Below are 25,029 nucleotides of genomic sequence, written 5' to 3' on the forward strand. Positions count from 1 at the left end.
GAAGAGATTTTCGAAGAGTATTAATTGATTAGTTAGCCAGTCCCCATACACTAAGAGAGCGTTCTGTAACTGGGAAATCTCCATAACCTTCAGCATTGATGGTTACTTGGTCAAGATGATTACCAAGCAAATCAACAAAGGTTTGGTTAGCCCATTCTTGATCGACGAACATGGTTTTAGAGTTTGCTTTGGCATTAGAAATCACGATGGCAAGTGGTGATTGATTGTCAGCTCCTGAACGGACCCAACCGATACAATTAGGGTCATCAAAGTAGTCGGTTTGCTCTCCATAAGCCAACTCTTTTCGGATAGCTAGCAAACGGTCAAGAACATCTTTGAAATCTTGCTGAGCATATTGACCAGAAATACCATAGTAGTCTCCATAAAAGACACATGGGAGGCCCTGCTCACGCAAAAGAATGAGAGCATAGGCTGCTGGTTTAAACCATTCTTCAACAGTAGACTCCAAAGCTTGACCTCGTTGGGTGTCATGGTTTTCGACAAAGGTTACAGCCTTATCTGGCTTGATTTGAACGAGACTATCATTAAAGATGGTACGCAAATCATAGTCTGCACCAGCTTGGCTTGCTTCAAAGAGATTCATATGGAGGCGGACATCGACTAAGTCGAAGCGTTCTTCAATTTTATCGAGGTATTCTAGGTTGGCTTCTTTGTCTGGATTCCAAAATTCACCAAAAACATAAAAATCTTGACCATATTTTTCCTTCATGTCACGGATAAAATTCCCCATAAAGAAGGAGTCGATGTGTTTAACTGCGTCTAGACGAAAACCAGCTACACCAGTCGTTTCCATGAACCAGTCAGCCCAGTCATAGATGTTTTTGATAACTTCAGGATGTTTGAAGTCCAAGTCAGCATACATGAGATAGTCATAGTTACCATTTTCGTTATCGACTAATTCCTCGTGGGCCCACCCCTTATTATCTCCCTGGATAAGGTAAATACCAGACTTCCGTCTTTTGGCATCATAGTCAGTTCCAGTGAAATGGTACCAGTGCCAGTGGAAATCGTTGTAAGTGTTTTGGCGGCCCTCAAAAGTAAAGTTAGTCCAACCATTGATGGTAAAAGGTTCTCCTAGTTCAACAGTTCTATCTTCCGGATCAACTTCGATAACTTGGAAAGATTCTAAATGGTCAGCGGCTGCCTTATGATTTAAGACGATATCGGCCATGGGTTGAATCCCGTGAGATTTTAAGGTTTGGATGGTTTGGAGATAGTCTTCTTTGAAACCGTATTTGGTACGAACAGTTCCTTTTTGGTTAAATTCTCCAAGGTCAAATAAATCATAGACGCCATAACCGACATCCTTTTCGTTGGTTGCCTTGAAAGCAGGGGGCATCCAAATGTGACTGATTCCCAAATCTGCTAGGTGTTCAGCGTCATCAGCAAGTCGCTTCCAATGTTTTCCGTCATCTGGTAAATACCATTCAAAATATTGCATTAGGGTTTGATTTTTCATAGATAGTCCTCTTACTTAACAGTGATGAGAATTATTGTAGCATAAAGTCAGCTTCTACGCAAACGTTTGCGTTAAAATTAAACTCTTTGAATTTTCTGTCTATTTTTAGAAGAATGGACATAGACCTACAAAAATTGAAATACTATAACAGAATTATAGAAAAATGTACATTCTGCTCTTGTCATGTAGAGTGATAGGATAAAAGTTGTAAATGGTTTCTATTTTGTGAATTGTCACAAAATTTGTTATAATAGTATTTATGAAAAAAGTATTCGTCAGCCGACGTGTTGAAAAAAAACTAAATAAGGGTCAGGTAGTTTTGGAGGAAATTGACTTTCCAGATCTATCTGAAACTGACCAAGAAGTCGAGCTATTCAGTCAAGGTAAGCAGTTTTTGGGGAAGGCTTATTTATCTCGTCAAAATAAAGGGATTGGTTGGTTCGTAACTAATCAGAAAGTTTCTTTTGACCAAGTTTTCTTTGAGAACCTATTTACTCAAGCCAAGCACAAACGAGATGCCTACTACCAAGATGAGTTGACAACGGCCTTTCGCTTGTTTAACCAAGAAGGAGATGGCTTTGGTGGGATGACCTTGGATCTCTATGGGGATTATGTTGTCTTTTCATGGTATAATTCTTATATTTATCAACTTCGTCAACAGATTCTAGCTGCCTTTGCTCAGGTCTTTCCTGAAGTCTTGGGTGTCTATGAAAAGATACGCTTTAAAGGTCTAGATTATGAATCTGCTCATATTTATGGGCAAGAAGCGCCGGAGAATTTTACAGTCCTTGAAAATGGAGTCCTTTATCAAGTCTTCATGAATGATGGCCTTATGACAGGCATCTTCTTGGACCAACATGAAGTCCGTGGTAGTTTGGTAGATGGTTTAGCCATGGGCAAATCCCTGCTCAACATGTTTTCCTACACAGCTGCCTTTTCAGTAGCTGCAGCCATGGGAGGTGCCAGTGAAACTACCTCTGTTGATTTAGCCAAGCGATCGAGAGAACTGTCAGAAGCTCATTTTCATGCCAACGGACTGACACTTGATCATCATCGTTTCATTGTCATGGATGTATTTGAGTACTTTAAATATGCAAAACGTAAGGGGCTATCTTACGATGTCATCGTTCTTGATCCGCCTAGCTTTGCTCGTAATAAAAAACAAACCTTCTCTGTAGCTAAGGATTATCACAAGTTGATTTCCCAAAGTTTAGAGATTTTAAATCCGGGAGGTATGATCATTGCTAGCACCAATGCTGCCAATGTTTCCCGTCAAAAGTTCACCGAACAAATCGACAAAGGTTTTGCAGGAAGAAGTTACCAGATTTTAAATAAATATGGACTTCCAGCAGATTTTGTCTATAACAAAAAAGATGAAAGCAGTAATTACCTCAAGGTGATTAGCATGAAGGTAACTAAATGAAATTAGTCGTTTCAGTAATGCCAAAGAATTTAGAAGAAGCACAAGGGCTTGATGCCATGCATTATATAGATGCAGATATCATTGAGTGGCGTGCTGATTTTCTACCAAAAGAAGCTATTTTACAGGTAGCGCCTGCAATTTTTGAAAAGTTTGCAGGTCGCGAACTTCTCTTTACATTGCGCACACGTGCTGAAGGAGGAGAGATTGACCTGTCTTCGGAAGAGTATGTTCAGATTATCAAGGATGTAGCTCAACTCTATCAACCTGAATACCTTGATTTTGAGTATTTTGGTCACAAGGATGTTTTCGAAGAGATGCTCGATTTTCCAAATTTGGTTTTGAGTTACCATAATTTCCAAGAAACTCCAGATAATATGATGGAAATTTTGTCAGAACTAACTAGCCTAACTCCGAAAGTAGTTAAGGTATCTGTAATGGCACATACAGCACAAGATGTATTAGACCTCATGAATTTCACACGTGGCTTTAAAACACTGAATCCTGAACAAGAATATGTAACGATTTCTATGGGAAAAGTGGGCAAGGTCTCTCGTATTACTTCAGATGTGACTGGTTCTAGTTGGTCTTTTGCAAGTCTAGATGAAGCTAGTGCTCCAGGACAAATTTCACTATCTAGCATGAAAAAAATTAGGGAGCTTCTAAATGAAGATTGATGGCTACACACGTTTAGCAGCTGTAGTCGCAAATCCTATCAAACACTCCATTTCTCCCTTTATTCACAATAGCGCTTTTGAAGCAACCAATACCAATGGTGTTTATCTTGCTTGGGAAGTAGATGAGGCTGAACTAGCAGAAACAGTTGCTAATATTCGTCGCTACCAGATGTATGGAATCAATCTTTCCATGCCTTACAAGGAACAAGTGATTCCTTATCTGGACCAGTTGAGCGAAGAGGCTTGTTTAATTGGTGCTGTCAATACAGTTGTGAATCGAAAAGGAACATTAATTGGATATAACACAGATGGCAAGGGATTCTTTAAGAGCTTGCCTTCTTTTAAAATATCAAGGAAAAGACTGGTTTTGTTAGGAGCAGGCGGTGCAGCCAAGGCAATTTTGGCACAGGCAATCTTGGATGGAGTGAGTCAGATTTCTGTCTTTGTTCGTTCTTCATCCATGGAAAAAACAAGACCTTACTTAGAAAAAATACAGAATGCGACTGGATTTAGAATAGATTTATTTGCATTAGAGGATGTTCAAGATCTTCAAGACAGCATCACTCAAGCCGACCTCTTGGTAAATGCGACTAGTGTGGGCATGGATGGATCCTCTCAGCCGATCCCGACCAGCATCGTTTTACCAGAGAAGCTCTTGGTAGCAGATGTGATTTATCAACCCTTTGAAACACAGTTTTTAAAATGGGCAAGAAACCAGGGAAATCAATCTATCAATGGCCTTGGCATGCTGCTTTACCAAGCTGCTGAAGCTTTTGAGTTATGGACAGGCAAGGAAATGCCAACAGATCAAATCTGGGAATTATTAAAACAAAAGTACCAATAAAGAAAAAGGAGACCTGCTATGAAAATTAGAATAGACCTTCCACATCATCCTTACGATATTCAGATTGAAAAAGGATGCTTGTCTCAAGCAGGAAAATGGTTGCGTGAACTTTGGCAACCACAAAAGATTGTTATCATAACGGATAACCGTGTGGCTTCACTCTATGCAGAAAAGGTTAAATTGAGTTTGGAGGATGCTGGCTTTCAAGTGGCAGTTTTTGACTTTTTAGAGGGCGAAGAACGAAAAAATCTGACTACAGTTCAAAAAGTCTATGAATTTTTAGTTAAGCAAGGTTTAACTCGTAGTGATGGCATCGTAGCCCTCGGAGGTGGTGTAGTTGGCGATTTGGCTAGCTTTGTAGCCTCAACCTATATGCGAGGTATTCACTTTGTTCAAATTCCGACCAGTTTGACTGCTCAAGTGGACTCTTCAATCGGTGGTAAGACAGGAGTGAATACTCCTTTTGCCAAGAATATGGTGGGAACTTTTGCTCAGCCGGATGGTGTTTTGATAGACCCAACTGTTCTTGAGACCTTGGGTAAGAGAGAGTTGATTGAAGGAATGGGTGAAGTCATCAAGTATGGCCTGATCGAAGATCCAGAGCTCTGGGACCTATTATCTAAAATGGATGGTTCTGTCGAAAGCATATTGGAATATTCCGAGAGTTTGATTGAGCATTCTTGTCAGGTCAAGCGCAAGATGGTGGTTGAGGATGAGTTGGATAATGGCATTCGTTTATATCTCAACTTTGGTCACACAATTGGCCATGCCATCGAAGCAACTGCTGGTTACGGAAAGGTCATGCACGGTGAGGCAGTAGCTATGGGAATGGTTCAGGTCTCTAAGGTAGCCGAAGAAAAAGGACTCATGCCAGTGGGAATCACTCAGTCTATTCGAGAAATGTGTCAAAAATTTGGCCTTCCTGTTGATTATGAAAACTGGGACCTTGACAAGCTTTATCAGGCTTTGACTCATGACAAAAAAGCGCGTGGGAATACCATGAAGTTAGTCTTGGTACCTGAGCTTGGTTCAGCGATGATTCACCCAGTTTCTCTCGAACAAATGAAAGATTACTTGGTAAAATAAGGAGAAGGTATGAGATATTTAACAGCAGGAGAATCACATGGTCCTCGTCTGACAGCAATTATTGAAGGAATTCCTGCAGGACTGCCTTTTACTGCAGAAGATATCAATGAGGATCTCAAACGTCGCCAAGGCGGTTACGGTCGTGGTGGACGCATGAAAATCGAGAGCGATCAGGTTGTCTTTACTTCTGGAGTTCGTCACGGAAAGACGACAGGGGCTCCTATCACCATGGATGTCATTAACAAGGATCATCAAAAATGGCTAGATATCATGTCTGCCGAGGATATTGAGGACAAACTCAAAAGTAAACGAAAAATCACACATCCTCGTCCAGGTCACGCAGACTTGGTTGGGGGCATCAAATACCGCTTTGATGATTTGCGAAATTCTTTGGAACGTTCATCTGCCCGTGAAACAACTATGCGGGTTGCAGTTGGAGCAGTAGCCAAGCGACTTTTAGCTGAGCTTGATATCGAAATTGCTAACCATGTTGTTGTCTTTGGTGGTAAGGAAATCAATGTTCCAGAAAACTTAACAGTCTCAGAGATTAAGAAATTGGCTGCCCAGTCTGAAGTTTCTATCGTCAACCAAGAACGTGAGCAGGAGATTAAGGACTATATTGACCAGATTAAGCGAGATGGGGATACCATCGGAGGTGTTGTGGAAACAGTTGTCGGAGGTGTTCCGGTTGGTCTTGGTTCTTATGTCCAATGGGATCGTAAACTAGATGCAAGGCTAGCTCAAGCTGTTGTTTCTATCAATGCCTTTAAGGGTGTGGAGTTTGGTCTTGGTTTTAAAGCAGGCCATCTTAAGGGTAGCCAAGTCATGGATGAAATCCTCTGGTCATCAGAAGATGGCTATACTCGTCGGACTAATAACCTTGGAGGTTTCGAAGGTGGTATGACCAACGGCCAACCGATTATCGTTCGTGGAGTTATGAAGCCAATTCCAACTCTCTACAAGCCGTTGATGAGTGTCGATATTGAAACTCATGAGCCATATAAAGCAACAGTAGAGAGAAGTGATCCTACTGCTCTTCCAGCAGCAGGTGTCGTTATGGAAGCAGTCGTAGCAACGGTTTTGGCTCAAGAAATCCTTGAGAAATTCTCCTCTGATAATCTGGAAGAATTAAAAGAAGCTGTTGCGAAACATCGGGAGTATACAAAGAATTATTAAGGAGTTCTTATGGCAAAAACCATCTATATCGCAGGACTTGGTTTGATTGGTGCTTCCATGGCACTGGGAATCAAGCGGGATCATCCTGATTATGAAATTTTAGGATACAATCGTAGTCAAGCGTCTAGAGATATTGCCTTGGAGCGAGGGATGATTGATCGTGCGACGGATGATTTTGCCAGTTTTGTTCCACTTGCAGACGTCATCATTCTTACCCTGCCAATCAAGCAAACTATTGCCTTTATTAAGGAACTGGCCAACTTGGACTTGAAAGAAGGTGTCATTATTTCCGATGCTGGATCGACCAAGTCAGCTATCGTGGCTACAGCTGAAAAATGTTTTGCTGATAAGTCTGTTCGCTTTGTGGGGGCCCATCCCATGGCAGGGAGCCATAAGACAGGAGCGGCTTCAGCCGATGTTAATCTTTTTGAAAATGCCTATTATATCTTCACGCCATCTAGTCTGACAACTTCGGATACGCTTGAAGAAATGAGAGACTTGCTGTCAGGTCTTCATGCTCGTTTCATTGAAATCGATGCTGAAGAGCATGACCGAGTGACTTCTCAGATTAGCCATTTTCCGCATATCTTAGCATCAGGCCTAATGGAACAAACTGCAAGTTATGCTGAAGAGCATGAAATGGCGCGACGCTTTGCGGCCGGTGGATTTCGAGATATGACTCGGATTGCCGAAAGTGAGCCTGGTATGTGGACTTCTATCCTCTTATCCAATCGGGATACCATTATTGAACGCATCGAGGACTTCAAGGGTCGTTTGGACGAGATTGGTCAAGCTATCAGTAAGGGTGATGAAAACCAAATCTGGAACTTTTTCAATCAAGCGCGTGAGCAACGGCAAGCCATGGAAATCCATAAACGCGGTGGTGTAGATAGCTCATTTGACCTTTATGTAGATGTTCCCGATGAGGAAGATGTGATTTTACGCATCTTGGAATTGCTACGCGGTACTTCTTTGGTCAATATCCATATCAATGAGGAAAACCGTGAGGATGTTCACGGGATTCTGCAAATTTCCTTTAAGAATGCTCAGGACTTGGAAAGAGCTGAGCAAGTCATTACAGAAAATACTGACTACACAGTCGTTATTAAATAAGGAGGACAATTATGTCAAATATTTATGATAGTGCAAATGCACTAAGTCGTGGACTACGCGAATTGCCTGAATACAAGGCAGTTAAAGAAGCTAGAGATGCCATCCAAGCGGATGCAGAAGCAAGCAAAATTTTTGCAGATTATATTGCTTTTCAACATGAAATCCAAATCATGGCACAAACTGGTCAAATTCCAGATGCTTCTTTCCAAGAAAAAATGGAAAGTTTTGGCAAGCAGATTCAAGGGAACTCTCTCTTGTCAGAATTCTTTGCTAAACAGCAACAACTTTCGATCTACCTTTCTGATATTGAAAAAATTGTCTTTGAACCAATTTCAGAACTTTTAAAATAAGAATTTACCTCATAAAGTCAGGAATTTTTAAGAAATTTCTGACTTTTTATGATAAAATAAGAAAAAGTATTGTCAGTATGAGGGCTAGTATGAAGTTAAAAACAAACGTTAACCATTTGAATGGTAGTATTCGCGTACCTGGGGATAAGTCCATCAGTCATCGTTCTATCATTTTTGGAAGCTTGGCTGAGGGTGAAACGAAGGTTTATGATATCTTGCGTGGTGAAGATGTCTTGTCAACCATACAGGTATTTCGTGATCTCGGCGTAGAGATTGAGGACAAGGATGGTGTCGTTACCATACAAGGTGTTGGCATGGATGGATTGAAAGCACCTCAGAAAGCCCTGGATATGGGCAATTCTGGGACATCTATTCGTTTAATTTCAGGAGTCCTTGCTGGTGCAGACTTTGAAGTAGAGATGTTTGGAGACGATAGTCTTTCCAAGCGCCCTATGGATCGTGTAACTCTTCCCTTGAAAAAAATGGGAGTTAGCATTTCTGGTCATACAGAGCGAGACTTGCCACCGTTGCACTTAAAGGGAACGAAAAACTTAAGACCTATTCAATACGAATTGCCAATCGCTTCTGCCCAAGTCAAGTCAGCCTTGATTTTTGCGGCTTTGCAGGCTCAAGGACAGTCAGTCATTATCGAAAAGGAGTGCACTCGTAATCACACAGAAGATATGCTCCAACAATTCGGAGGTGATTTGAGTGTCGATGGTAAGAAAATCACTGTTCAAGGGCCACAGAAACTAAGTGGACAAAAGGTTGTCGTGCCAGGAGATATTTCTAGTGCAGCATTTTGGTTGGTAGCAGGTTTGATTGTTCCAAACTCTCGTGTGGTGCTTAAGAATGTCGGTATTAACGAAACTCGTACAGGGATTATTGATGTTATCCGAGCTATGGGCGGGAAATTAGAGATTACTGATATGGATCCAATTGCCAAATCTGCAACTTTGACTGTCGAGACTTCAGAACTAAACGGGACAGAGATTGGCGGGGCCTTGATTCCACGTTTAATTGATGAATTGCCGATTATCGCGCTCCTTGCTACCCAAGCTCAAGGTCAAACAGTTATCAAAGATGCAGAAGAACTCAAGGTTAAAGAAACGGATCGTATTCAAGTTGTCGCAGATGCTTTAAATAGCATGGGAGCAACTATTACTCCTACAGCAGACGGAATGATTATCAAAGGGAAATCTGCCCTCCATGGAGCCAAAGTCAATACGTTTGGAGACCACCGTATCGGTATGATGACAGCCATTGCAGCTCTCTTAGTTGCAGATGGAGAAGTTGAATTGGATCGAGCCGAAGCTATTAATACTAGCTACCCAAACTTCTTTGATGATTTGGAGACTTTGATTCATGGCTAAGGTTTTACTAGGTTTTATGGGTTCAGGAAAAACTACTATTGCTAGAAAGCTAGATCCTGACTTCGTAGATATGGATGCCTTGCTGGTAGACCGACTGGGGATGCCGATTGCTCGTTTCTTTGAAGAAAAAGGAGAAGCAGCCTTCCGTCAGCTAGAAGAAGAAGTCCTAGCTGACTTGCTGAAGACAGATAAAGTTATTTCCACAGGAGGAGGAATAGTCATTTCTCCACGTAATCGTGCCTTGCTCAAGCAAAATCCAGACAACATTTACCTTAAAGCAGATTTTGAGACACTTTACCAGCGAATTTCAGCTGATAAGGACAATCAACGCCCACTATTTTTAAAGAATAGCAAGGAAGAATTGCTTGCAATTTTTAACGAAAGACAGGATTGGTATGAGGAAGTAGCTAGTCAGATTGTAGATGTATCAAGTTTAAACCCAGAAGAAATTATAGAGGAACTGAGATGAAAATTGCCTATCTAGGCCCCAAAGGATCTTTTTCGCACCATGTGGTGCAGACGGCTTTTCCTCATGAGGAACTAGAGCCTTTTTCAAATATTACAGACGTTATCAAGGCCTATGAACAAGGTTTGGTAGACTATTCAGTAGTGCCAGTTGAAAATTCTATAGAAGGTAGTGTTCATGAGAGCTTGGATTATCTCTTCCACCAGGCTCGAATTCTAGCTGTGGCGGAGATTGTGCAACCAATTCATCAACAGTTGATGGCGGTGCCAGGGCAAGTTAAAATAGAGAAAATCTTTTCTCACCCACAAGCTTTGGCACAGGGGAAGAAATTTATTGATGAGCATTATCCAGACGCTCAACTGGAGGTCACTGCCAGTACAGCCTACGCTGCGCGCTATGTTTCCGAGCATCCAGATCAGCCTTTTGCGGCCATTGCCCCCAAAAGTTCGGCTGGAGAATATGGTTTGGAATTAATTGCTCAAGATATTCAAGAGATGGAAGCCAATTTCACTCGCTTTTGGGTTTTGGGTGCAGAGTTGCCACAGATTCCTTTTCAAGATGCAACTGAAAAAATGAGCCTAGCAGTTACCTTGCCAGACAATCTACCTGGTGCTCTTTACAAGGCACTTTCGACCTTTGCTTGGCGAGGAATCGATTTGACCAAGATTGAGAGCCGTCCCCTTAAAACTGCACTTGGAGAATACTTCTTTATCATCGATGTTAACTATAGAGATAAAGAATTAGTCCATTTTGCTCAAGAAGAATTAGAAACAATTGGAATCCAGTATAAAGTACTGGGAGCTTACCCTATCTATACCATACAAGATAAAGGGAAGGAGTACCTATGACTAGAGAGAATCCTCTAACACATCATGAAAAACTGCGCTATGACTATCTTTTGAAAAATATTCATTATTTGAATGATAAGGAAAAAAGGGAGTTTGCCTTTTTACAAGCCAAGATAGAAGGTCAAAAAGATTCAGCAGAAGTTTTCAATCCAGAAGCCAAAGAACAACTTCTTTCAGACTCTGGTATCGACCTGCCAACCTATGCTAATCGTAGTCGCTCTAGTCGCCGTAGTAGTGGAGATCAACTGGAAACGAAGATTCCAAAAGCTAAGAAGCAAAAGAAAAAAAGAGGTTTTCGTTTTAAACGCTTATTTGCTTGGTTAGGGATGATATTGCTTTGTGTAGCAGTAGGAATGATCTTCATGTTCCTAAAGGGCTTCCAGTCTGCTAACTCTAATAATCCTAAGGATGCCAAAGCGGCTCAAGTTGAAGTTTTTAACGGTCAAGATACACGAGATGGTGTTAATATTCTGATTTTGGGAACGGATGGACGGATTGGACAAGATAGTTCCGAAACACGGACAGACTCAGTCATGGTTCTAAACGTAAGTGGTAAGGATAAAAAAATCAAGCTCGTTAGCTTTATGCGTGACAATTTAGTTTACATTGATGGTTATAGTCAGGTTATCGATGGTCAGAAACAAGCTGATCACAAATTAAATTTGGCCTACGAATTAGGGGAACAAGAAGGAAAACAAGGAGCCGAAATGGTTCGTAAAGTCCTCAAGGATAATTTTGATCTGGATATCAAATATTATGCGCTTGTCGATTTCCAAGCCTTTGCGACAGCAATTGATACGCTTTTCCCTGACGGGGTGACTATTGATGCCCAGTTTTCAACCCTAAACGGGGTTCCTGTGACAGAAGCTACTGTAGGCGATGACTTGCACGCAACGGCAACTGAGTCACCGACTCAAACCATTCGAGCTGGGAAACAGCAAATGAACGGTTCAACTCTTCTTAACTATGCTCGTTTCCGTGACGATGATGAAGGTGATTACGGACGAACTCGTCGTCAACAACAGGTTATGACCGCGGTTCTACAACAAATCAAAGACCCGACAAAATTGTTCACTGGTTCAGAAGCTCTAGGGAAAGTTTTTGCGATGACCTCAACAAACCTACCTTATACCTTCTTATTGACCAATGGCCTATCTGTTCTTGAAGGAGCTCAAAATGGGATTGAAAAACTGACAGTCCCAGAACTCGGAGACTGGGTGGATGACTATGATATATATGGAGGCCAATCCCTTCGAGTGGATCAAAAAGCTTACCAGAATAAACTAGCCCAAATGGGATTCAGATAAAAAAATTAATTAAAATCAAAGCTTGAAACATCTAACTAAATGGGTGTCTCAGGCTTTGATTTTTCTCAGTATCTGATGGATTTTTAGGGCTTTTTTATGGTATAATAAAACGATATAACTCGTTATTGGACAGAAGAGGAGAGACATGAGTGATTTGAAAGCGATTCAGGCTCGTAGTCTGGAAATGGCTGAATATTTCGTCGCATTTTGTAAAGAACATGATTTGTTGTGCTATCTCTGTGGTGGAGGAGCCATTGGCGCCCTTCGTAATAAGGGCTTCATCCCTTGGGATGATGATTTGGACTTCTTTATGCCACGAAAGGACTATGAAAAACTAGCAGAGTTATGGCCTCAATATGCGGATGAGCGTTACTTCCTATCAAAGAGTTCTAAAGACTATGTAGACCGTAACCTCTTTATCACCATTCGTGATAAGGAGACGACTTGTATCAAGCCTTATCAGAAGGATTTGGACCTTCCACATGGCTTGGCCTTGGATGTATTACCCTTGGACTATTATCCCAAAAATCCAACTGAGCGAAAAAAACAAGTCCGCTGGGCTCTCATTTATTCCCTATTTTGTGCACAAACCATCCCAGAAAAGCATGGAGCTCTCATGAAGTGGGGGAGCACTATTCTCTTGGGAATGACTCCCAAATCACTCCGCTATCGCATCTGGAAAAAGGCTGAGAAAGAAATGACCAAGTATGGACCAGCTGACAGTGATGGGATCACAGAGTTATGCTCAGGTCCAGGATACATGAAGAAAAAATATCCAATCCAAGCCTTTGAAGATAATATTTTCTTGCCATTTGCAGGAACTCAGATGCCCATCCCAGTTGGTTATGATGCTTATCTCAGTACTGCCTTTGGTGATTATATGACACCACCGCCAGCAGAGAAGCAAGTACCTCACCACGATGCCATAATAGCAGATATGGATAAGAGCTATACAGAATATAAGGGAGAATACAATGCAAGAAAAAATTAGTATCATTGTTCCTGTATACAACGTAGAAAATTATCTTGAACGATGTGTTGAGTCAATTTTAAAGCAGACTTATACCAATTTTGAATTGCTTCTTATTAATGATGGTTCGACAGACCAGAGTGGTGACTTATGTGATCAGCTAGTTTCTAAAAATGAAAATATCAAGGTTTTTCATCTTGAGAACGCTGGAGTTTCCAATGCCAGAAATGTAGGTATCCAAAACTCAACTGGAGAATGGATTACTTTTATTGATAGTGATGATTTTATTACGCCAGATTATTTGGAAACTTTGATAAGCGCAGTAGAATCAGATATTTCTGTTGGTTTCTCAGTTGCTCGTTTGCATCATGTAAAAAATGGACAAGTGACAGATTTGCCTGATTTTTCAGGTCAAGAGTCAGTATGGTCTGCTGAGCAAACCATGAAAGAACTATTGATGACTACTCGAACTTCTTTTTTCCCTGTTGCAAAATTATTTAAAAAGGAATTAATTGAAGATTTTAAATTTAGTACAGATTATCATTTAGCAGAAGATGCTCTATTCTTAACAGAAGTTATACTTGAAACAAAATGTAATAGTGTTTTTATAGACAAACCAATATACTATTATGATCATAGAGAGGGAAGTGCAACTACATCTGTGAATAATCATGTTTTTGATACTATAGAAGTATATAAAATCATTATTCCTAAAGTTTATCAATGTTTCCCTCAATTAAAACCCGAATTAGTAAATAGAGAATCTTGGTCTTATATTACAGTCTACGATAAAATAATCTTCACAGATTCGACAGAATATAAAAAAGAGAAAACTCAATTGAGAAAGTGGATACTTAGTCATATCTCAGAAATATTGAGAGATCCTTATTTTACTAGTTTTCGGAAAATAGCCATTTTGTCACTAAGAATTTCTCCATGGATTTATAGACAAATTGTAGGCTTGAATAAATAATGTCATTAAAGGAGTTGAAAATGAATTTTTCAAAAATGAATGAATGCTTTGAAAAATCAAAACTGTGGATATCGTATCTTTTTGTTTTCATTTCGATTTTAAGTATGAGTTCGTTAATTTATAAAGTAACCAATCCTGTCTATAAGGGACTTTCAGCAGTTGTTGTTCTGTCAATTTGTTTAACTTTATTTTTTAATTGGAAACGAATAGAGATAGATAAGAAGTTTCTTACCCTATTTGGTCTTTTAGTAGGTAGCCACTTTTTATCAGCGTTCATTAATCGTTCTGGACACCTGCTTGGAAATATGGTTGAGATTTTCTTTATGCTGGCTTATGTTTTATTATTTACCATGGTAAAACCCGATCAGCTAAGAAAGTTATTAGGCTTGATTGCAGGAACCATACAGATTGTCTCATTTACTTCGGCCTTATTTGCTTTTGGTTTATTACTTTCAAGAGTTTTAATTCTATTTCAGATTGGAGAAAACTCTTATTATTACGGAGTAATGAATGGCCGATTATGGGGACTTGTTAACCCTAACGCTAGTGCGATTTTCTCATACATTAGTATAGTTTTTGCTATGTATTTAATTCATAAGGGAAGCAAATACTCTGTTTATCTTAAAATTAATAATATCGTTCAGTTAGTTTATTTTGCAACCATGCAAAGTAGGGGAGCTCTCTTATCAGTTCTTCTAATGCTAGTATTCTATTGTATTTTTATCACTAGGGGAAAATTTGCCAAAAAATGGTTAACTTTTTTAGTAGCTAGTATCTTACTAACAGGTAGCAATATTGGTATTAGTTATTTAACTTCAGTATATATTTCAGCAGCCAAGGCAACTGTAATTGACTTAAATAAAGGTGCATCTTATTCTGAAAACGATTCGGATGTTTCTAAGAAAAATGGTGAGCTTCACTTAATTGAAACAACTCCAAGTGGGCGTACATATATTTGGAAAAATGCAATCAAAATGGGAAGTGCAAAACCTCTATTTGGTTATGGTGTTCGAAACGTATCAGATTATTACACAAAATATTTTAGTAAATTTGAAATTGAAAACTCACTTATTGGAGGTAATTTCCACAATATCTTTGTTACGATTTTTGTGAGTTCTGGAATCTTGGGTCTCTTTTCTTTCATACTCATCATTGCTTATGTAGGTTTCCGCTTTGTTTCTTACTTGGTAAAATCAAAGAAAAATAGTGAAAAACTAGTCATGATTCTATTCTTTGGAATTTTATTTGGTCAGCTGTTTGAAAGTCAAATTATGTATTCGACCAACTTCATTAACATCATTTTCTGGTTAGTTGTGGGATATGGTCTAATGATCTGTGAGAAAGAAAAAAATGTCCGTTACGAGGAAGTAACAGATGTTTCTGAAATTCAACAAATGGAGTTAGGAATCATGGAGTATATCCATGAAGTGTGTCATAAAATTGGAGTCCAATACTTCTTGTCCTATGGTAGTTTAATTGGGGCTGTTCGTCATAAAGGTTTTATTCCTTGGGACGATGACATGGATATTTGTATGCTTCGTGATGATTATGAAAAGCTGCAAGATTATATGATTGCACATCCAGACGAGCGCTATGAATTAATGTCTTATAAAAATAATGTCAACTATGTCTATCCATTCATGAAAGTTCAAGACAATCATACCTATTTGGTTGAAGAGGATGTTCGAATTGATTCAGATATGGGAATTTATGTCGATATTTTCCCTGTTGACGGGTATGAAGATGATCAGGCATTTAAAGATAAGATGACTAAGATTATTAAAAAACGTCAATTAAGTTGTTACACTTTTAAAGGAATTACCAATACTAAAAGTGTGGTAAATTCAATTATCCGCTATATTTCTGTTATTATCTTTTATTTCACTAACACAAATAAGTATGTTGCCCAAATTGATGAGCTTGCTAAATCTAGAAAAGTAGAAGATTATGAATTGGTGGACTATGTTGTCTATAAAGATATGAATAAACCCGTTTGGAAACGTGAATGGTTAGAACAAGTTGAAGCTTGTAGCTTTGAAGGTAAGGAATTTATGATTCCAAAACATTATCATGAAATTTTAACTTCAGATTATGGAAATTATATGCAGTTACCACCAGTTGAGCAACAAGTTTCCCATCATGACTTCAAATTGTGGAAGATTACTGAAAACCAATAGATTATTATTTAAACAAAGAAGTAAAGATTAGGAGTGACAAGTAATGTCAGAAAGAATCTTAAGCCTTGAAGAAATCAAGCAAGTTGAGCTTGGTATCCTAGAGTACTTACATGAGATATGTGAAAAACACGATATCAAATATTTTATCGATTTTGGAACTTTATTAGGAGCAGTTCGTCATAAAGGTTTTATTCCTTGGGATGATGATACAGATATTTCTTTAGCTAGAGATGAATTTGAAAAGTTATACGCAGTTCTGAAAAATGATAACCATCCATACTATAAGCTGATTTCTTTTAGAGAAACCAAGGGATATCCATATAGTTATATGCGTGTTTACGATATTCGAACACGGAGAGATTCAAATCTTTTAGATCCAAGTGTTGTTCTTGGAACTTGTGTAGATGTCTTCCCGTATGATGGTCTTGTTACAGATGAGCAAGATCGTAAGAAAATGAAACTCTATAAACAATTAATTCGTCTATCATCTTTAAACTTTAAGGGAATCAAATACGAAAACGGAGGGATTAAAAATCTTCCTCGTTATATTGCGTCAGCAATATTCAGATTTACATCTCCTCAATTCTGGAATCAAAAGCTAGAACAACTTGCCTTAAAATACAGTGTTGAAAATTCTACAGACTTGGTTTGCTCAACTTATGACTCGTACTATCCAGCTGGTATTAAAACAGGATGGTTGTATGATACAATTGATATGCCATATGAAAATCTAATCCTAAAAGTACCAAGAAGATATCATGAGGTTCTTGTTTATGAATTTGGGGAAGATTACATGACTCCACCTCCTGCTGATCAACAGATTCCAGGGAATGAAAAGAATTATTTGATTGATTAACAAAATAGTATAAAATTAATTAAGAAAGTTGAATGCCTTATGAAAAGTTTAAAAAAATCAATATTACTTAGTGCCTTGTTTCTATCAGCCACAATAATTCAAGCGCAAACAGTAAATGCAGATACTATCACAGCAGGTCCAGGGAATCGTATCCATTTTATTAATACTAAGGCAAAATCGGGGAGCGATGCTATTCTTCTAGAGAGTAATGGTCATTATGCCCTAATTGACATGGGCGAAGATTATGATTTCCCTGACGGAACTGATCCGAGATATCCAGATCGCTGGGGAATTTCCATGCGAAATTATCAAGTTTTGGAAGATCGTTTAATGCGACATCTAGATCAGGTTGGAGTGAAGAAATTAGATTTTGTCCTAGGAACTCATGTTCATAGCGACCATATAGGTGGTGCGGATGAAATACTTAATCGCTATCAAGTAGACAAATTTTATTTGAAAAAATATTCAGATGAAAGAATTACTAGTAATTGGGGACTGTGGGATAACCTTTTCAATTATGATAATGCTCTTCGTGCTGCTCAAAAACGCGGGGTTACAGTTGTCCAAGATATAAAGGACGAAGACAGCCATTTCACATTGGGAGAGATGGATATACAACTCTATAATTATAAGAATGAGTATGGTTCAGACGGGAAACTCAAAAGGGTACTTGATGATAATTCAAATTCAATTGTAGCCGTTGTGACTGTGGCAGGTAAAAAGATTTACCTTGGTGGCGACCTAGACAACGCTGAGGGAGCTGAGGACAAGCTAGGTCCTGTGATTGGCAAAGTAGATATGATGAAGTGGAATCATCACTATGATGCTAAAGTTTCTAATACGATTAATTTCCTTAACCATTTAGCTCCTAGTATGGTTATCCAAACAACAGGAGGAGATATTAATCTAGCTTCGACTAGAGAATACCTTAAGGAGAAAAATATTCAAGTTATCCAAGCATCTAGTAAAACACAAGATGCAACGGTTTTTGATATTAATAATCAGGGATTTACTAATGTATCAACTTCCTTCCCAGAAATCCCTAAAGTTGAGTCACAATGGTATCAAGAAGATGGTTATTGGAAATATCGTCTTTCAGATGGACAAATGGCTATTGGTTGGCAAGAAATTGATGGAGCAACCTATTTCTTTAATGGAAAAGGACAAAAGCAAACGAATCGATGGCTCCATTTAAAAAATAATGGTGTCAATCTTGAAGGTAACTGGTATTACCTTAACGATGATGGTAAAATGCAAGTTGGTGGTTGGTTCTATCATGACAATTCCTGGTACTACATCCAATCTGATGGTGCAAGACGTTATAATGAACTAGCTGAAATTGGTGGGCAAAAGTATCTTTTTGATAAAGATGGTAAAATGCTGACGGGCTTACAAGTCTTCAAAGGTAAGAAGATGCTCTTTGCAAGTAATGGTGCTCTGCAAACAGATGGTACAGCTTCTAGTTGGCAAAAGCTAGGTTCAAACTGGTATTATTATGATGAAGATGGTATTCGAGCAGTTGGCTTGAAGCAAATCAATGGATCAAGCTACTACTTTGATAACAATGGTATCATGCAGACAGGCTGGGCCTTTATTGAAGGTCATTGGAACTATTTTGCAAGTTCTGGAGCAATGAAAACGGGCTGGGTCAAGGATAAAGATACTTGGTACTACTTAGATAAAGAAGGTGTCATGCTAACAGGTCTTCAAGAAATTAATGGTTCTCGCTATTATCTCAATGCAAGTGGCGCTATGCAGACAGGTTGGAAATGGATCAATAACCATTATTACTACTTCGTAAGCAGTGGTGCGATGAAGACAGGTTGGCTCAAAGATAAGGACATCTGGTATTATCTAGATAAAGAGGGTGTCATGTTAACAGGCTTCCAAGAAATCGATGGTTCTCGTTATTATCTAAATGCAAGCGGAGCTATGCAAACAGGTTGGAAATGGTTAGACAATCATTACTACTACTTTGCAAGTAGCGGAGCCATGAAGACTGGCTGGTTCAAAGATAAGGACACATGGTACTATCTAGACAAGGAAGGTATCATGCTCACAGGCCTGCAAGAAATTGATGGTACTCGTTATTACCTTAATGCAAGCGGAGCTATGCAGACTGGTTGGAAATGGCTAGACAATCGTTATTACTACTTTGCAACTAGCGGAGCTATGAAGACAGGTTGGTTCCAAGATAAAGGGGTTAAGTATTATCTTGACGTTGAAACTGGTCAGATGGCAACTGGACTATACAAAGTAAATGGTGAAAGTTATTACTTTGATGCAAATGGTGCTATGCAGACTGGTTGGAAACAGCTGAATGGCAATTGGTATTATTTCCAAGCAGATGGTTCACTTCTAAGAAATGGAACAACACCTGATGGCTACAAGGTCAATCAAGATGGTATTTGGAGCTTAAATCCTGTAAAAGAGGAAGAAGTTCAGAACCATCAAGAAGATCCTAAGAAGGCTTCTGATAAGCCAGTAGAGAAGGAAGAAAAATCAGCAGAAGCGACTGAAAAAGATGAAGCTGCTGAAACAAAGCCGACTTTAAAGGCAGATAAAGAATAAGTGCTTTCTACCTCTAACTAAGTATTCGAGAAAACTCCCTTTGTGCTAGTCTTTCACTCACTACCTAGTTTTCTCATGAAATAGTATTTATATACATCTCAAAGAATTGATCAATGTTTTTAGGATGAGAATATTGATCAGCTTTGGGATGTTTTTTGATTCTTTATACCCTAAGTTGTTGAAAATAGCCCCTATCGTCTTCAAATCGAAATATTTTGATAAGAAATTTTAAAAAACACAGATTAGATAAATAAGAAAAATTATGGTATAATAAAACGATGCAAAAAAGGAGTATATATGGACATTTCAGAAATTCGTCAAAAAATTGACGCCAATCGTGAAAAATTAGCTTCTTTTAGGGGGTCTCTTTGACCTCGAAGGGTTAGAAGAAGAAATTGCCATTTTGGAAAACAAAATGACAGAACCTGATTTTTGGAACGATAATATTGCGGCTCAAAAAACGTCGCAAGAATTAAATGAACTAAAAAATACCTACAATACCTTCCATACCATGGAAGAGTTGCAGGATGAGGTTGCAATCTTACTAGACTTTTTAGCAGAGGATGAGTCTGTTAAGGATGAGTTGGTGGAGAAGCTAGCTGAGCTAGATCAGATGATGACTAGCTACGAGATGACCTTGCTCTTATCAGAGCCTTATGATCATAATAATGCTATTTTAGAGATTCACCCAGGATCTGGTGGAACAGAAGCCCAAGACTGGGGCGATATGCTCCTTCGTATGTACACTCGTTATGGTAACGCTAAAGGCTTTAAGGTTGAAGTCTTGGACTATCAAGCTGGTGATGAAGCAGGAATTAAGTCGGTGACCTTGTCTTTTGAAGGGCCAAATGCTTATGGGCTTCTTAAGTCGGAAATGGGAGTACATCGTTTGGTACGAATCTCGCCGTTTGACTCGGCCAAACGCCGTCACACCTCCTTTACTTCTGTAGAAGTTATGCCAGAGTTGGATGATACTATTGAAGTTGACATCCGAGAAGATGATATCAAAATGGATACCTTCCGCTCAGGTGGAGCAGGTGGACAGAATGTCAACAAGGTTTCAACGGGTGTTCGTTTGACCCACATTCCGACAGGGATTGTCGTTGCATCAACCGTTGACCGTACTCAGTACGGAAACCGTGATCGTGCGATGAAGATGCTCCAGGCAAAACTCTATCAAATGGAGCAGGAAAAGAAAGCTGCTGAGGTAGATGCCCTTAAGGGGGATAAGAAAGAAATCACATGGGGTAGCCAAATCCGCTCCTATGTATTTACCCCTTATACCATGGTCAAAGACCACCGTACCAGCTTTGAAGTTGCGCAGGTAGATAAGGTTATGGATGGAGACTTAGATGGATTCATCGATGCTTATCTGAAATGGCGTATTAGTTAATAGAAAGGAAGTCACATGTCGATCATTGAAATGAGAGATGTTGTCAAAAAGTATGACAACGGGACAACAGCCCTACGTGGCGTCTCTGTGAGTATTGAGCCAGGAGAGTTTGCCTATATCGTAGGTCCTTCGGGTGCAGGTAAGTCAACCTTTATCCGTGCCTTGTATCGTGAGGTTAAAGTAGAAAAAGGAAGCTTGCAGGTTGCAGGTTTTAATCTCGTGAAGATTAAAAAGAAAGATGTACCACTTTTGCGTAGAAACGTAGGAGTTGTCTTTCAGGATTACAAACTTTTGCCAAAGAAAACCGTTTATGAGAACATTGCTTATGCCATGGAGGTTGTCGGTGAAAGTCGTCGCAATATCAAAAAACGTGTTATGGAAGTCTTGGATCTTGTCGGTTTGAAACACAAGGTTCGTTCATTCCCTAATGAATTGTCAGGTGGTGAGCAACAACGTATCGCCATTGCGCGTGCTATCGTAAACAATCCTAAGGTCTTGATTGCGGACGAACCAACAGGTAACTTGGACCCAGATAACTCATGGGAAATCATGAACCTCTTGGAACGTATCAATCTTCAAGGAACCACAGTTTTGATGGCAACCCATAACAGTCAAATCGTAAATACCTTGCGCCACCGTGTCATTGCCATTGAGAATGGTCGCGTGGTTCGTGACGAAGCGAAAGGAGAGTACGGATACGATGATTAGTAGATTTTTCCGCCATCTATTAGAAGCTTTAAAGAGTTTAAAGCGTAATGGATGGATGACCATTGCTGCTGTCAGTTCGGTCATGATTACCTTGACCTTGGTTGCTATTTTTGCCTCAGTTATCTTTAATACTGCAAAATTGGCGACGGATATTGAAAACAACGTCCGCGTCATGGTTTATGTTCGTAAAGATGTTGAAGACAATAGCGAAACCATTGTCAAAGAGGGCCAGACAGTCACTAACAATGATTACCACAAGGTCTATGATGCCCTTAAGGCTTTGCCAGCAGTTAAAAATGTAACCTTCTCAAGTAAAGAAGAGCAATATGAAAAGCTGACTGAAACCATGGGTGACGAGTGGAAGGTTTTTGAAGGTGATGCCAATCCCCTTCACGATGCCTACATTGTCGATACCAATTCACCAAGTGATGTGAAACCAGTCGCTGAAGAAGCTAAAAAGATCGAAGGTGTCTCTGAAGTTCAAGACGGTGGTGCCAATACCGAACGTCTCTTCAAGCTAGCGTCCTTCATCCGTGTTTGGGGCTTAATCATTGCAGGACTCTTGATCTTCATCGCAGTTTTCTTGATTTCAAATACCATCCGTATTACCATCATTTCACGTAGTCGTGAAATCCAAATCATGCGTTTGGTTGGTGCCAAGAACGGCTACATCCGTGGCCCATTCTTGCTGGAAGGTGCCTTCATTGGACTATTGGGAGCAACCCTTCCATCTATCATGGTTTATCTTATCTATAACCGTGTCTACCAATCTGTTAACCCATCATTGGTTGGACAAAACCTATCTCTGATTACACCAGATACCTTTATTCCTTTGATGGTTGGTCTCTTGTTTGTTATCGGAATCTGTATTGGTTCACTTGGATCAGGAATCTCCATGCGTCGATTCTTGAAAATCTAAGCCAATTATTATTGCTAATACACATAAAAGTGGGATGCAATCGAGGACTCAGAGAGTCAGATTGCCCTGCTTTTTTGTTTTGAACTTGCCCTACAAGTTGCTTGCCAATTTGCTGGAAACAGTGTATGATAAGAAAGGACCTTTTTGTCATAAGAGCTGATGGAGGAGGCTGGCAATCCGATGATAGAAGTAGTGAATAGACACTTTCATCAAGCGATACAAGCAATCACGAGCTCTTTCTAGCTAAAATGAATGAAATATGAGGATAAGATGAAACAATTTTTAGAAAAGGCGAGCGTGCTCTCTCTGTCTTTAGTATTGATCACATCGTTTTCAATCTCGAGTGCCCTCCCTGCTATGTTTGACTATTACCAGGGTTATTCGACAGGTCAGGTCGAGCTTTTGGTCAGTCTCCCTTCCTTTGGAATTATGGCTATGCTCTTATTGAACGGAGTTTTGGAGCGCATTTTTCCTGAGCGTCTCCAATTAACCTTGGGACTTTTGATCCTTTCAATCAGTGGAACTGCACCTTTCTGGTATCAAGGTTACTACTTTGTCTTTGTCACTCGTCTTCTTTTTGGACTGGGTGTTGGGATGCTCAATGCAAAGGCTATCTCCATTATTAGTGAACGATACCATGGTAAAACTCGTATCCAGATGCTTGGCTTTCGTGGTTCTGCCGAGGTAGTAGGTGCCTCTATCTTAACCTTGGCGGTTGGGCAACTTTTGGCCTTTGGGTGGACCGCAACCTTCCTAGCCTATGCAGCAGGTTTAGTGGTTCTTGTACTCTTCCTTCTCTTTGTCCCTTATAACAAAGAAGAAGTTCATGAGTCCAAGCAAAAGACAGAAGAAGTAGTAAGATTGACTCGCTCTATGAAACAGTTGATTTTCTTTCTAGCCATCGGGGCTGCAGTTATTGTATGTACCAATACAGCCATTACCTTCCGTATTCCTAGTCTCATGATTGAGGCGGGCTTTGGAGATGCTCAATTGTCAAGCCTGGTACTCAGTGCCATGCAGTTGATTGGGATTCTGGCGGGAATTAGCTTTTCTTTCCTCATCTCTGCCTTTAAGGAAAAACTTTTATTGGTTGCGGGTGTAACCTTTGGTATCGGGCAAATCATCATTGCTCTCTCACCTTCTCTCTGGGTAGTCGTTGCAGGTTCGGTCTTAGGAGGCTTTGCCTATAGCATCGCTCTCACAACCGTCTTTCAGTTGGTTTCTGAGAAAATACCTGCCAAGCTTCTCAATAAAGCAACTTCCTTTGCAGTTTTGGGATGTAGTTTTGGTGCGTCATTAACACCCTTTGTTCTTTCAGGAATTGGCTTAGTAACAACGAATGGTCGAATGACCTTTATCATTCTAGGAGTATGGATGATTGTTACTTCTTGTCTGGTTTCCTATCTGTTGAAAAAGAGAGTTTAAAAAGCGAAAAGATGATGAGTTTGCGAGTCCTTAAGCATACAGTGAAGTGTTGAAAGTTATGTAGAGTAAAAAATAATTATTAACAGAGTTTTATGGAGTATAGAAGGCTCAGAAATGCTCCAATAAGTTGCTTTATCAAAGGCTCATTATTCATACAAAAAGAGGTCGGGATTTTGTCCCGGCCTCATTCTTTTTTGAATTTGATTTTCAAAGAGTATTAAAGTCTTTGCCAAAAGAAGTCAATGATATAGGTCAAGCCATAAGTATAAACCACGAGGGTAAAGGGCTTGGTCAAGACGATAATAGTCATGTAACGCTTGAAGCTCATTTTGGTCAGAGCTGCCAGCATACAGAGAAAGTCTGCTGGACTAACTGGCCAAATCATCATAATGATAAAGAATCGATCAAAGCGATTGCCCTTGTCTAACCAGCCGATGTACTTATCATAGGTACGCTTGCTAACGACAGACTGGACAAAGGGAGCACCGTAAAGTCGCACTAGGTAAAAGATAATGGCGCAACCAATGACAATGCCAATGTAATTGTAAATAGTCCCCACGATATGACCATAGATAAAGACACCAGCGACCGATGTCAGAGCACCAGGAATGATAGGAACCACCGTCTGCAAAATCTGTAAAAAGATAAAGAGTGGAGGCCCCCAGATGCCTGCCTGTTGGATAAAGGCAGAGAGGGTTTCCTTGGACTGTAAAATCCCAGCCTGATAGGCCCAGATGCAGAAGATCAAGGTGCCAACTCCACCAACGATAGATGAAATATGAATCACTTGTTGCAGAAGGGGTGAAATAGTTTTCATTTGAATATTCTGTGACATGTAAAATCCTCTTAAGTAGTATAAATCTACTATACCATATTTTGAGGAGAAAGACTATCTGT

At 39.7% G+C, this 25,029-nt stretch carries 22 protein-coding genes; 20 read left to right on the forward strand and 2 right to left on the reverse strand.

The annotated features are described in order from the left end of the window. Positions 1–28: 28 nt before the first annotated feature. The gene (locus tag QM887_RS08705; protein ID WP_414271279.1) at positions 29–1,480 is read right to left on the reverse strand and encodes an alpha-amylase; all 1,452 of its coding nucleotides are present in this window, start codon (positions 1,478–1,480) and stop codon (positions 29–31) included. Between the two features lie 259 nt (positions 1,481–1,739). On the opposite strand from QM887_RS08705, the gene QM887_RS08710 reads away from it, so the two are divergent. The 20 genes from QM887_RS08710 (at position 1,740) to QM887_RS08805 (ending at position 24,132) form a co-directional block, all read left to right on the forward strand. Next, complete coding sequence (locus QM887_RS08710; protein ID WP_414271280.1) at positions 1,740–2,903, forward strand: class I SAM-dependent rRNA methyltransferase; 1,164 nt, start codon at positions 1,740–1,742, stop codon at positions 2,901–2,903. Then, positions 2,900–3,577 (forward strand): type I 3-dehydroquinate dehydratase, encoded by a 678-nt coding sequence (gene aroD, locus QM887_RS08715; protein WP_414271281.1) that lies wholly within the window; start codon positions 2,900–2,902, stop codon positions 3,575–3,577. Before QM887_RS08710 ends, aroD begins: the two co-directional genes overlap by 4 nt. Next, a complete protein-coding gene (locus QM887_RS08720; protein WP_414271282.1) occupies positions 3,567–4,421 on the forward strand; it encodes a shikimate dehydrogenase in 855 nt (284 codons plus the stop codon). The genes aroD and QM887_RS08720 overlap by 11 nt, the downstream gene beginning before the upstream one ends. 18 nt (positions 4,422–4,439) lie before the next feature. Continuing rightward, positions 4,440–5,507 carry a 3-dehydroquinate synthase gene (gene aroB / locus QM887_RS08725; protein WP_414271283.1) on the forward strand — a complete coding sequence of 356 codons (1,068 nt, stop codon included), beginning with the start codon at positions 4,440–4,442 and terminating at the stop codon, positions 5,505–5,507. Positions 5,508–5,516: 9 nt separating this feature from the next. Then, positions 5,517–6,683, forward strand: a complete 1,167-nt coding sequence (gene aroC, locus QM887_RS08730) for a chorismate synthase (RefSeq protein ID WP_414271284.1) — start codon at positions 5,517–5,519, stop codon at positions 6,681–6,683. 9 nt (positions 6,684–6,692) lie between these two features. Further along, positions 6,693–7,796, forward strand: coding sequence for a prephenate dehydrogenase (locus tag QM887_RS08735; RefSeq protein WP_414271285.1), 1,104 nt, complete (start codon positions 6,693–6,695; stop codon positions 7,794–7,796). An 11-nt stretch (positions 7,797–7,807) separates the two neighbouring features. Beyond that, positions 7,808–8,146: a YlbF/YmcA family competence regulator gene (locus QM887_RS08740; RefSeq protein WP_036757185.1), complete on the forward strand. Its 339-nt coding sequence runs from the start codon at positions 7,808–7,810 to the stop codon at positions 8,144–8,146. Positions 8,147–8,235: 89 nt separating this feature from the next. Beyond that, a complete protein-coding gene (aroA, locus tag QM887_RS08745) occupies positions 8,236–9,519 on the forward strand; it encodes a 3-phosphoshikimate 1-carboxyvinyltransferase (RefSeq protein ID WP_414271286.1) in 1,284 nt (427 codons plus the stop codon). Continuing rightward, the gene (locus QM887_RS08750) at positions 9,512–9,988 is read left to right on the forward strand and encodes a shikimate kinase (RefSeq protein ID WP_414271287.1); all 477 of its coding nucleotides are present in this window, start codon (positions 9,512–9,514) and stop codon (positions 9,986–9,988) included. The genes aroA and QM887_RS08750 overlap by 8 nt, the downstream gene beginning before the upstream one ends. Then, complete coding sequence (pheA, locus tag QM887_RS08755; RefSeq protein WP_414271288.1) at positions 9,985–10,833, forward strand: prephenate dehydratase; 849 nt, start codon at positions 9,985–9,987, stop codon at positions 10,831–10,833. Before QM887_RS08750 ends, pheA begins: the two co-directional genes overlap by 4 nt. Then, complete coding sequence (locus QM887_RS08760) at positions 10,830–12,140, forward strand: LCP family protein (RefSeq protein WP_414271289.1); 1,311 nt, start codon at positions 10,830–10,832, stop codon at positions 12,138–12,140. The genes pheA and QM887_RS08760 overlap by 4 nt, the downstream gene beginning before the upstream one ends. A 145-nt stretch (positions 12,141–12,285) precedes the next feature. After that, positions 12,286–13,131, forward strand: a complete 846-nt coding sequence (locus QM887_RS08765) for a LicD family protein (protein ID WP_414271290.1) — start codon at positions 12,286–12,288, stop codon at positions 13,129–13,131. After that, the gene (locus tag QM887_RS08770; protein ID WP_414271291.1) at positions 13,115–14,083 is read left to right on the forward strand and encodes a glycosyltransferase family 2 protein; all 969 of its coding nucleotides are present in this window, start codon (positions 13,115–13,117) and stop codon (positions 14,081–14,083) included. Before QM887_RS08765 ends, QM887_RS08770 begins: the two co-directional genes overlap by 17 nt. Before the next feature lie 20 nt (positions 14,084–14,103). Then, positions 14,104–16,260 (forward strand): LicD family protein, encoded by a 2,157-nt coding sequence (locus QM887_RS08775; RefSeq protein WP_414271292.1) that lies wholly within the window; start codon positions 14,104–14,106, stop codon positions 16,258–16,260. Between the two features lie 43 nt (positions 16,261–16,303). After that, positions 16,304–17,116 (forward strand): LicD family protein, encoded by an 813-nt coding sequence (locus QM887_RS08780; RefSeq protein ID WP_414271293.1) that lies wholly within the window; start codon positions 16,304–16,306, stop codon positions 17,114–17,116. 39 nt (positions 17,117–17,155) lie between these two features. Next, complete coding sequence (locus QM887_RS08785; RefSeq protein ID WP_414271294.1) at positions 17,156–19,687, forward strand: MBL fold metallo-hydrolase; 2,532 nt, start codon at positions 17,156–17,158, stop codon at positions 19,685–19,687. Between the two features lie 297 nt (positions 19,688–19,984). Next, positions 19,985–21,080, forward strand: a protein-coding gene (prfB, locus tag QM887_RS08790; RefSeq protein WP_148130293.1) for a peptide chain release factor 2 whose coding sequence is annotated in 2 segments (ribosomal slippage) — positions 19,985–20,056 and positions 20,058–21,080 — 1,095 coding nt in all. Because the reading frame shifts where the segments join, the coding sequence is not laid out codon by codon here. Positions 21,081–21,095: 15 nt separating this feature from the next. Further along, complete coding sequence (ftsE, locus tag QM887_RS08795; protein WP_075229851.1) at positions 21,096–21,788, forward strand: cell division ATP-binding protein FtsE; 693 nt, start codon at positions 21,096–21,098, stop codon at positions 21,786–21,788. Then, positions 21,781–22,707, forward strand: a complete 927-nt coding sequence (gene ftsX, locus QM887_RS08800; RefSeq protein WP_414271295.1) for a permease-like cell division protein FtsX — start codon at positions 21,781–21,783, stop codon at positions 22,705–22,707. The genes ftsE and ftsX overlap by 8 nt, the downstream gene beginning before the upstream one ends. A 270-nt stretch (positions 22,708–22,977) precedes the next feature. Beyond that, entirely contained in the window at positions 22,978–24,132 is a 1,155-nt protein-coding gene (locus QM887_RS08805) for an MFS transporter (RefSeq protein ID WP_414271296.1), read from the forward strand. 217 nt (positions 24,133–24,349) lie between these two features. Here QM887_RS08805 and QM887_RS08810 read toward each other — a convergent pair whose 3' ends face one another. Beyond that, entirely contained in the window at positions 24,350–24,967 is a 618-nt protein-coding gene (locus tag QM887_RS08810) for a TVP38/TMEM64 family protein (RefSeq protein ID WP_075229849.1), read from the reverse strand. Between the last annotated feature and the right edge of the window lie 62 nt (positions 24,968–25,029).

This window comes from Streptococcus infantis, from assembly GCF_047460875.1.
GTDB classification, from domain to species: domain Bacteria; phylum Bacillota; class Bacilli; order Lactobacillales; family Streptococcaceae; genus Streptococcus; species Streptococcus infantis_AA.

What these genes read in the sequence shown, in the direction of transcription:
- QM887_RS08810 (WP_075229849.1), bottom strand. Translation starts at nt 24,967, where the DNA reads ATGTCACAGAATATTCAAATGAAAACTATTTCACCCCTTCTGCAACAA.
- QM887_RS08710 (WP_414271280.1), top strand. Translation starts at nt 1,740, where the DNA reads ATGAAAAAAGTATTCGTCAGCCGACGTGTTGAAAAAAAACTAAATAAG.
- ftsE (WP_075229851.1), top strand. Translation starts at nt 21,096, where the DNA reads ATGTCGATCATTGAAATGAGAGATGTTGTCAAAAAGTATGACAACGGG.
- aroB (WP_414271283.1), top strand. Translation starts at nt 4,440, where the DNA reads ATGAAAATTAGAATAGACCTTCCACATCATCCTTACGATATTCAGATT.
- aroA (WP_414271286.1), top strand. Translation starts at nt 8,236, where the DNA reads ATGAAGTTAAAAACAAACGTTAACCATTTGAATGGTAGTATTCGCGTA.
- QM887_RS08805 (WP_414271296.1), top strand. Translation starts at nt 22,978, where the DNA reads ATGAAACAATTTTTAGAAAAGGCGAGCGTGCTCTCTCTGTCTTTAGTA.
- ftsX (WP_414271295.1), top strand. Translation starts at nt 21,781, where the DNA reads ATGATTAGTAGATTTTTCCGCCATCTATTAGAAGCTTTAAAGAGTTTA.
- QM887_RS08780 (WP_414271293.1), top strand. Translation starts at nt 16,304, where the DNA reads ATGTCAGAAAGAATCTTAAGCCTTGAAGAAATCAAGCAAGTTGAGCTT.
- QM887_RS08735 (WP_414271285.1), top strand. Translation starts at nt 6,693, where the DNA reads ATGGCAAAAACCATCTATATCGCAGGACTTGGTTTGATTGGTGCTTCC.
- QM887_RS08775 (WP_414271292.1), top strand. Translation starts at nt 14,104, where the DNA reads ATGAATTTTTCAAAAATGAATGAATGCTTTGAAAAATCAAAACTGTGG.
- QM887_RS08765 (WP_414271290.1), top strand. Translation starts at nt 12,286, where the DNA reads ATGAGTGATTTGAAAGCGATTCAGGCTCGTAGTCTGGAAATGGCTGAA.
- aroD (WP_414271281.1), top strand. Translation starts at nt 2,900, where the DNA reads ATGAAATTAGTCGTTTCAGTAATGCCAAAGAATTTAGAAGAAGCACAA.
- QM887_RS08750 (WP_414271287.1), top strand. Translation starts at nt 9,512, where the DNA reads ATGGCTAAGGTTTTACTAGGTTTTATGGGTTCAGGAAAAACTACTATT.
- aroC (WP_414271284.1), top strand. Translation starts at nt 5,517, where the DNA reads ATGAGATATTTAACAGCAGGAGAATCACATGGTCCTCGTCTGACAGCA.
- pheA (WP_414271288.1), top strand. Translation starts at nt 9,985, where the DNA reads ATGAAAATTGCCTATCTAGGCCCCAAAGGATCTTTTTCGCACCATGTG.
- QM887_RS08740 (WP_036757185.1), top strand. Translation starts at nt 7,808, where the DNA reads ATGTCAAATATTTATGATAGTGCAAATGCACTAAGTCGTGGACTACGC.
- QM887_RS08760 (WP_414271289.1), top strand. Translation starts at nt 10,830, where the DNA reads ATGACTAGAGAGAATCCTCTAACACATCATGAAAAACTGCGCTATGAC.
- QM887_RS08770 (WP_414271291.1), top strand. Translation starts at nt 13,115, where the DNA reads ATGCAAGAAAAAATTAGTATCATTGTTCCTGTATACAACGTAGAAAAT.
- QM887_RS08720 (WP_414271282.1), top strand. Translation starts at nt 3,567, where the DNA reads ATGAAGATTGATGGCTACACACGTTTAGCAGCTGTAGTCGCAAATCCT.
- QM887_RS08705 (WP_414271279.1), bottom strand. Translation starts at nt 1,480, where the DNA reads ATGAAAAATCAAACCCTAATGCAATATTTTGAATGGTATTTACCAGAT.
- QM887_RS08785 (WP_414271294.1), top strand. Translation starts at nt 17,156, where the DNA reads ATGAAAAGTTTAAAAAAATCAATATTACTTAGTGCCTTGTTTCTATCA.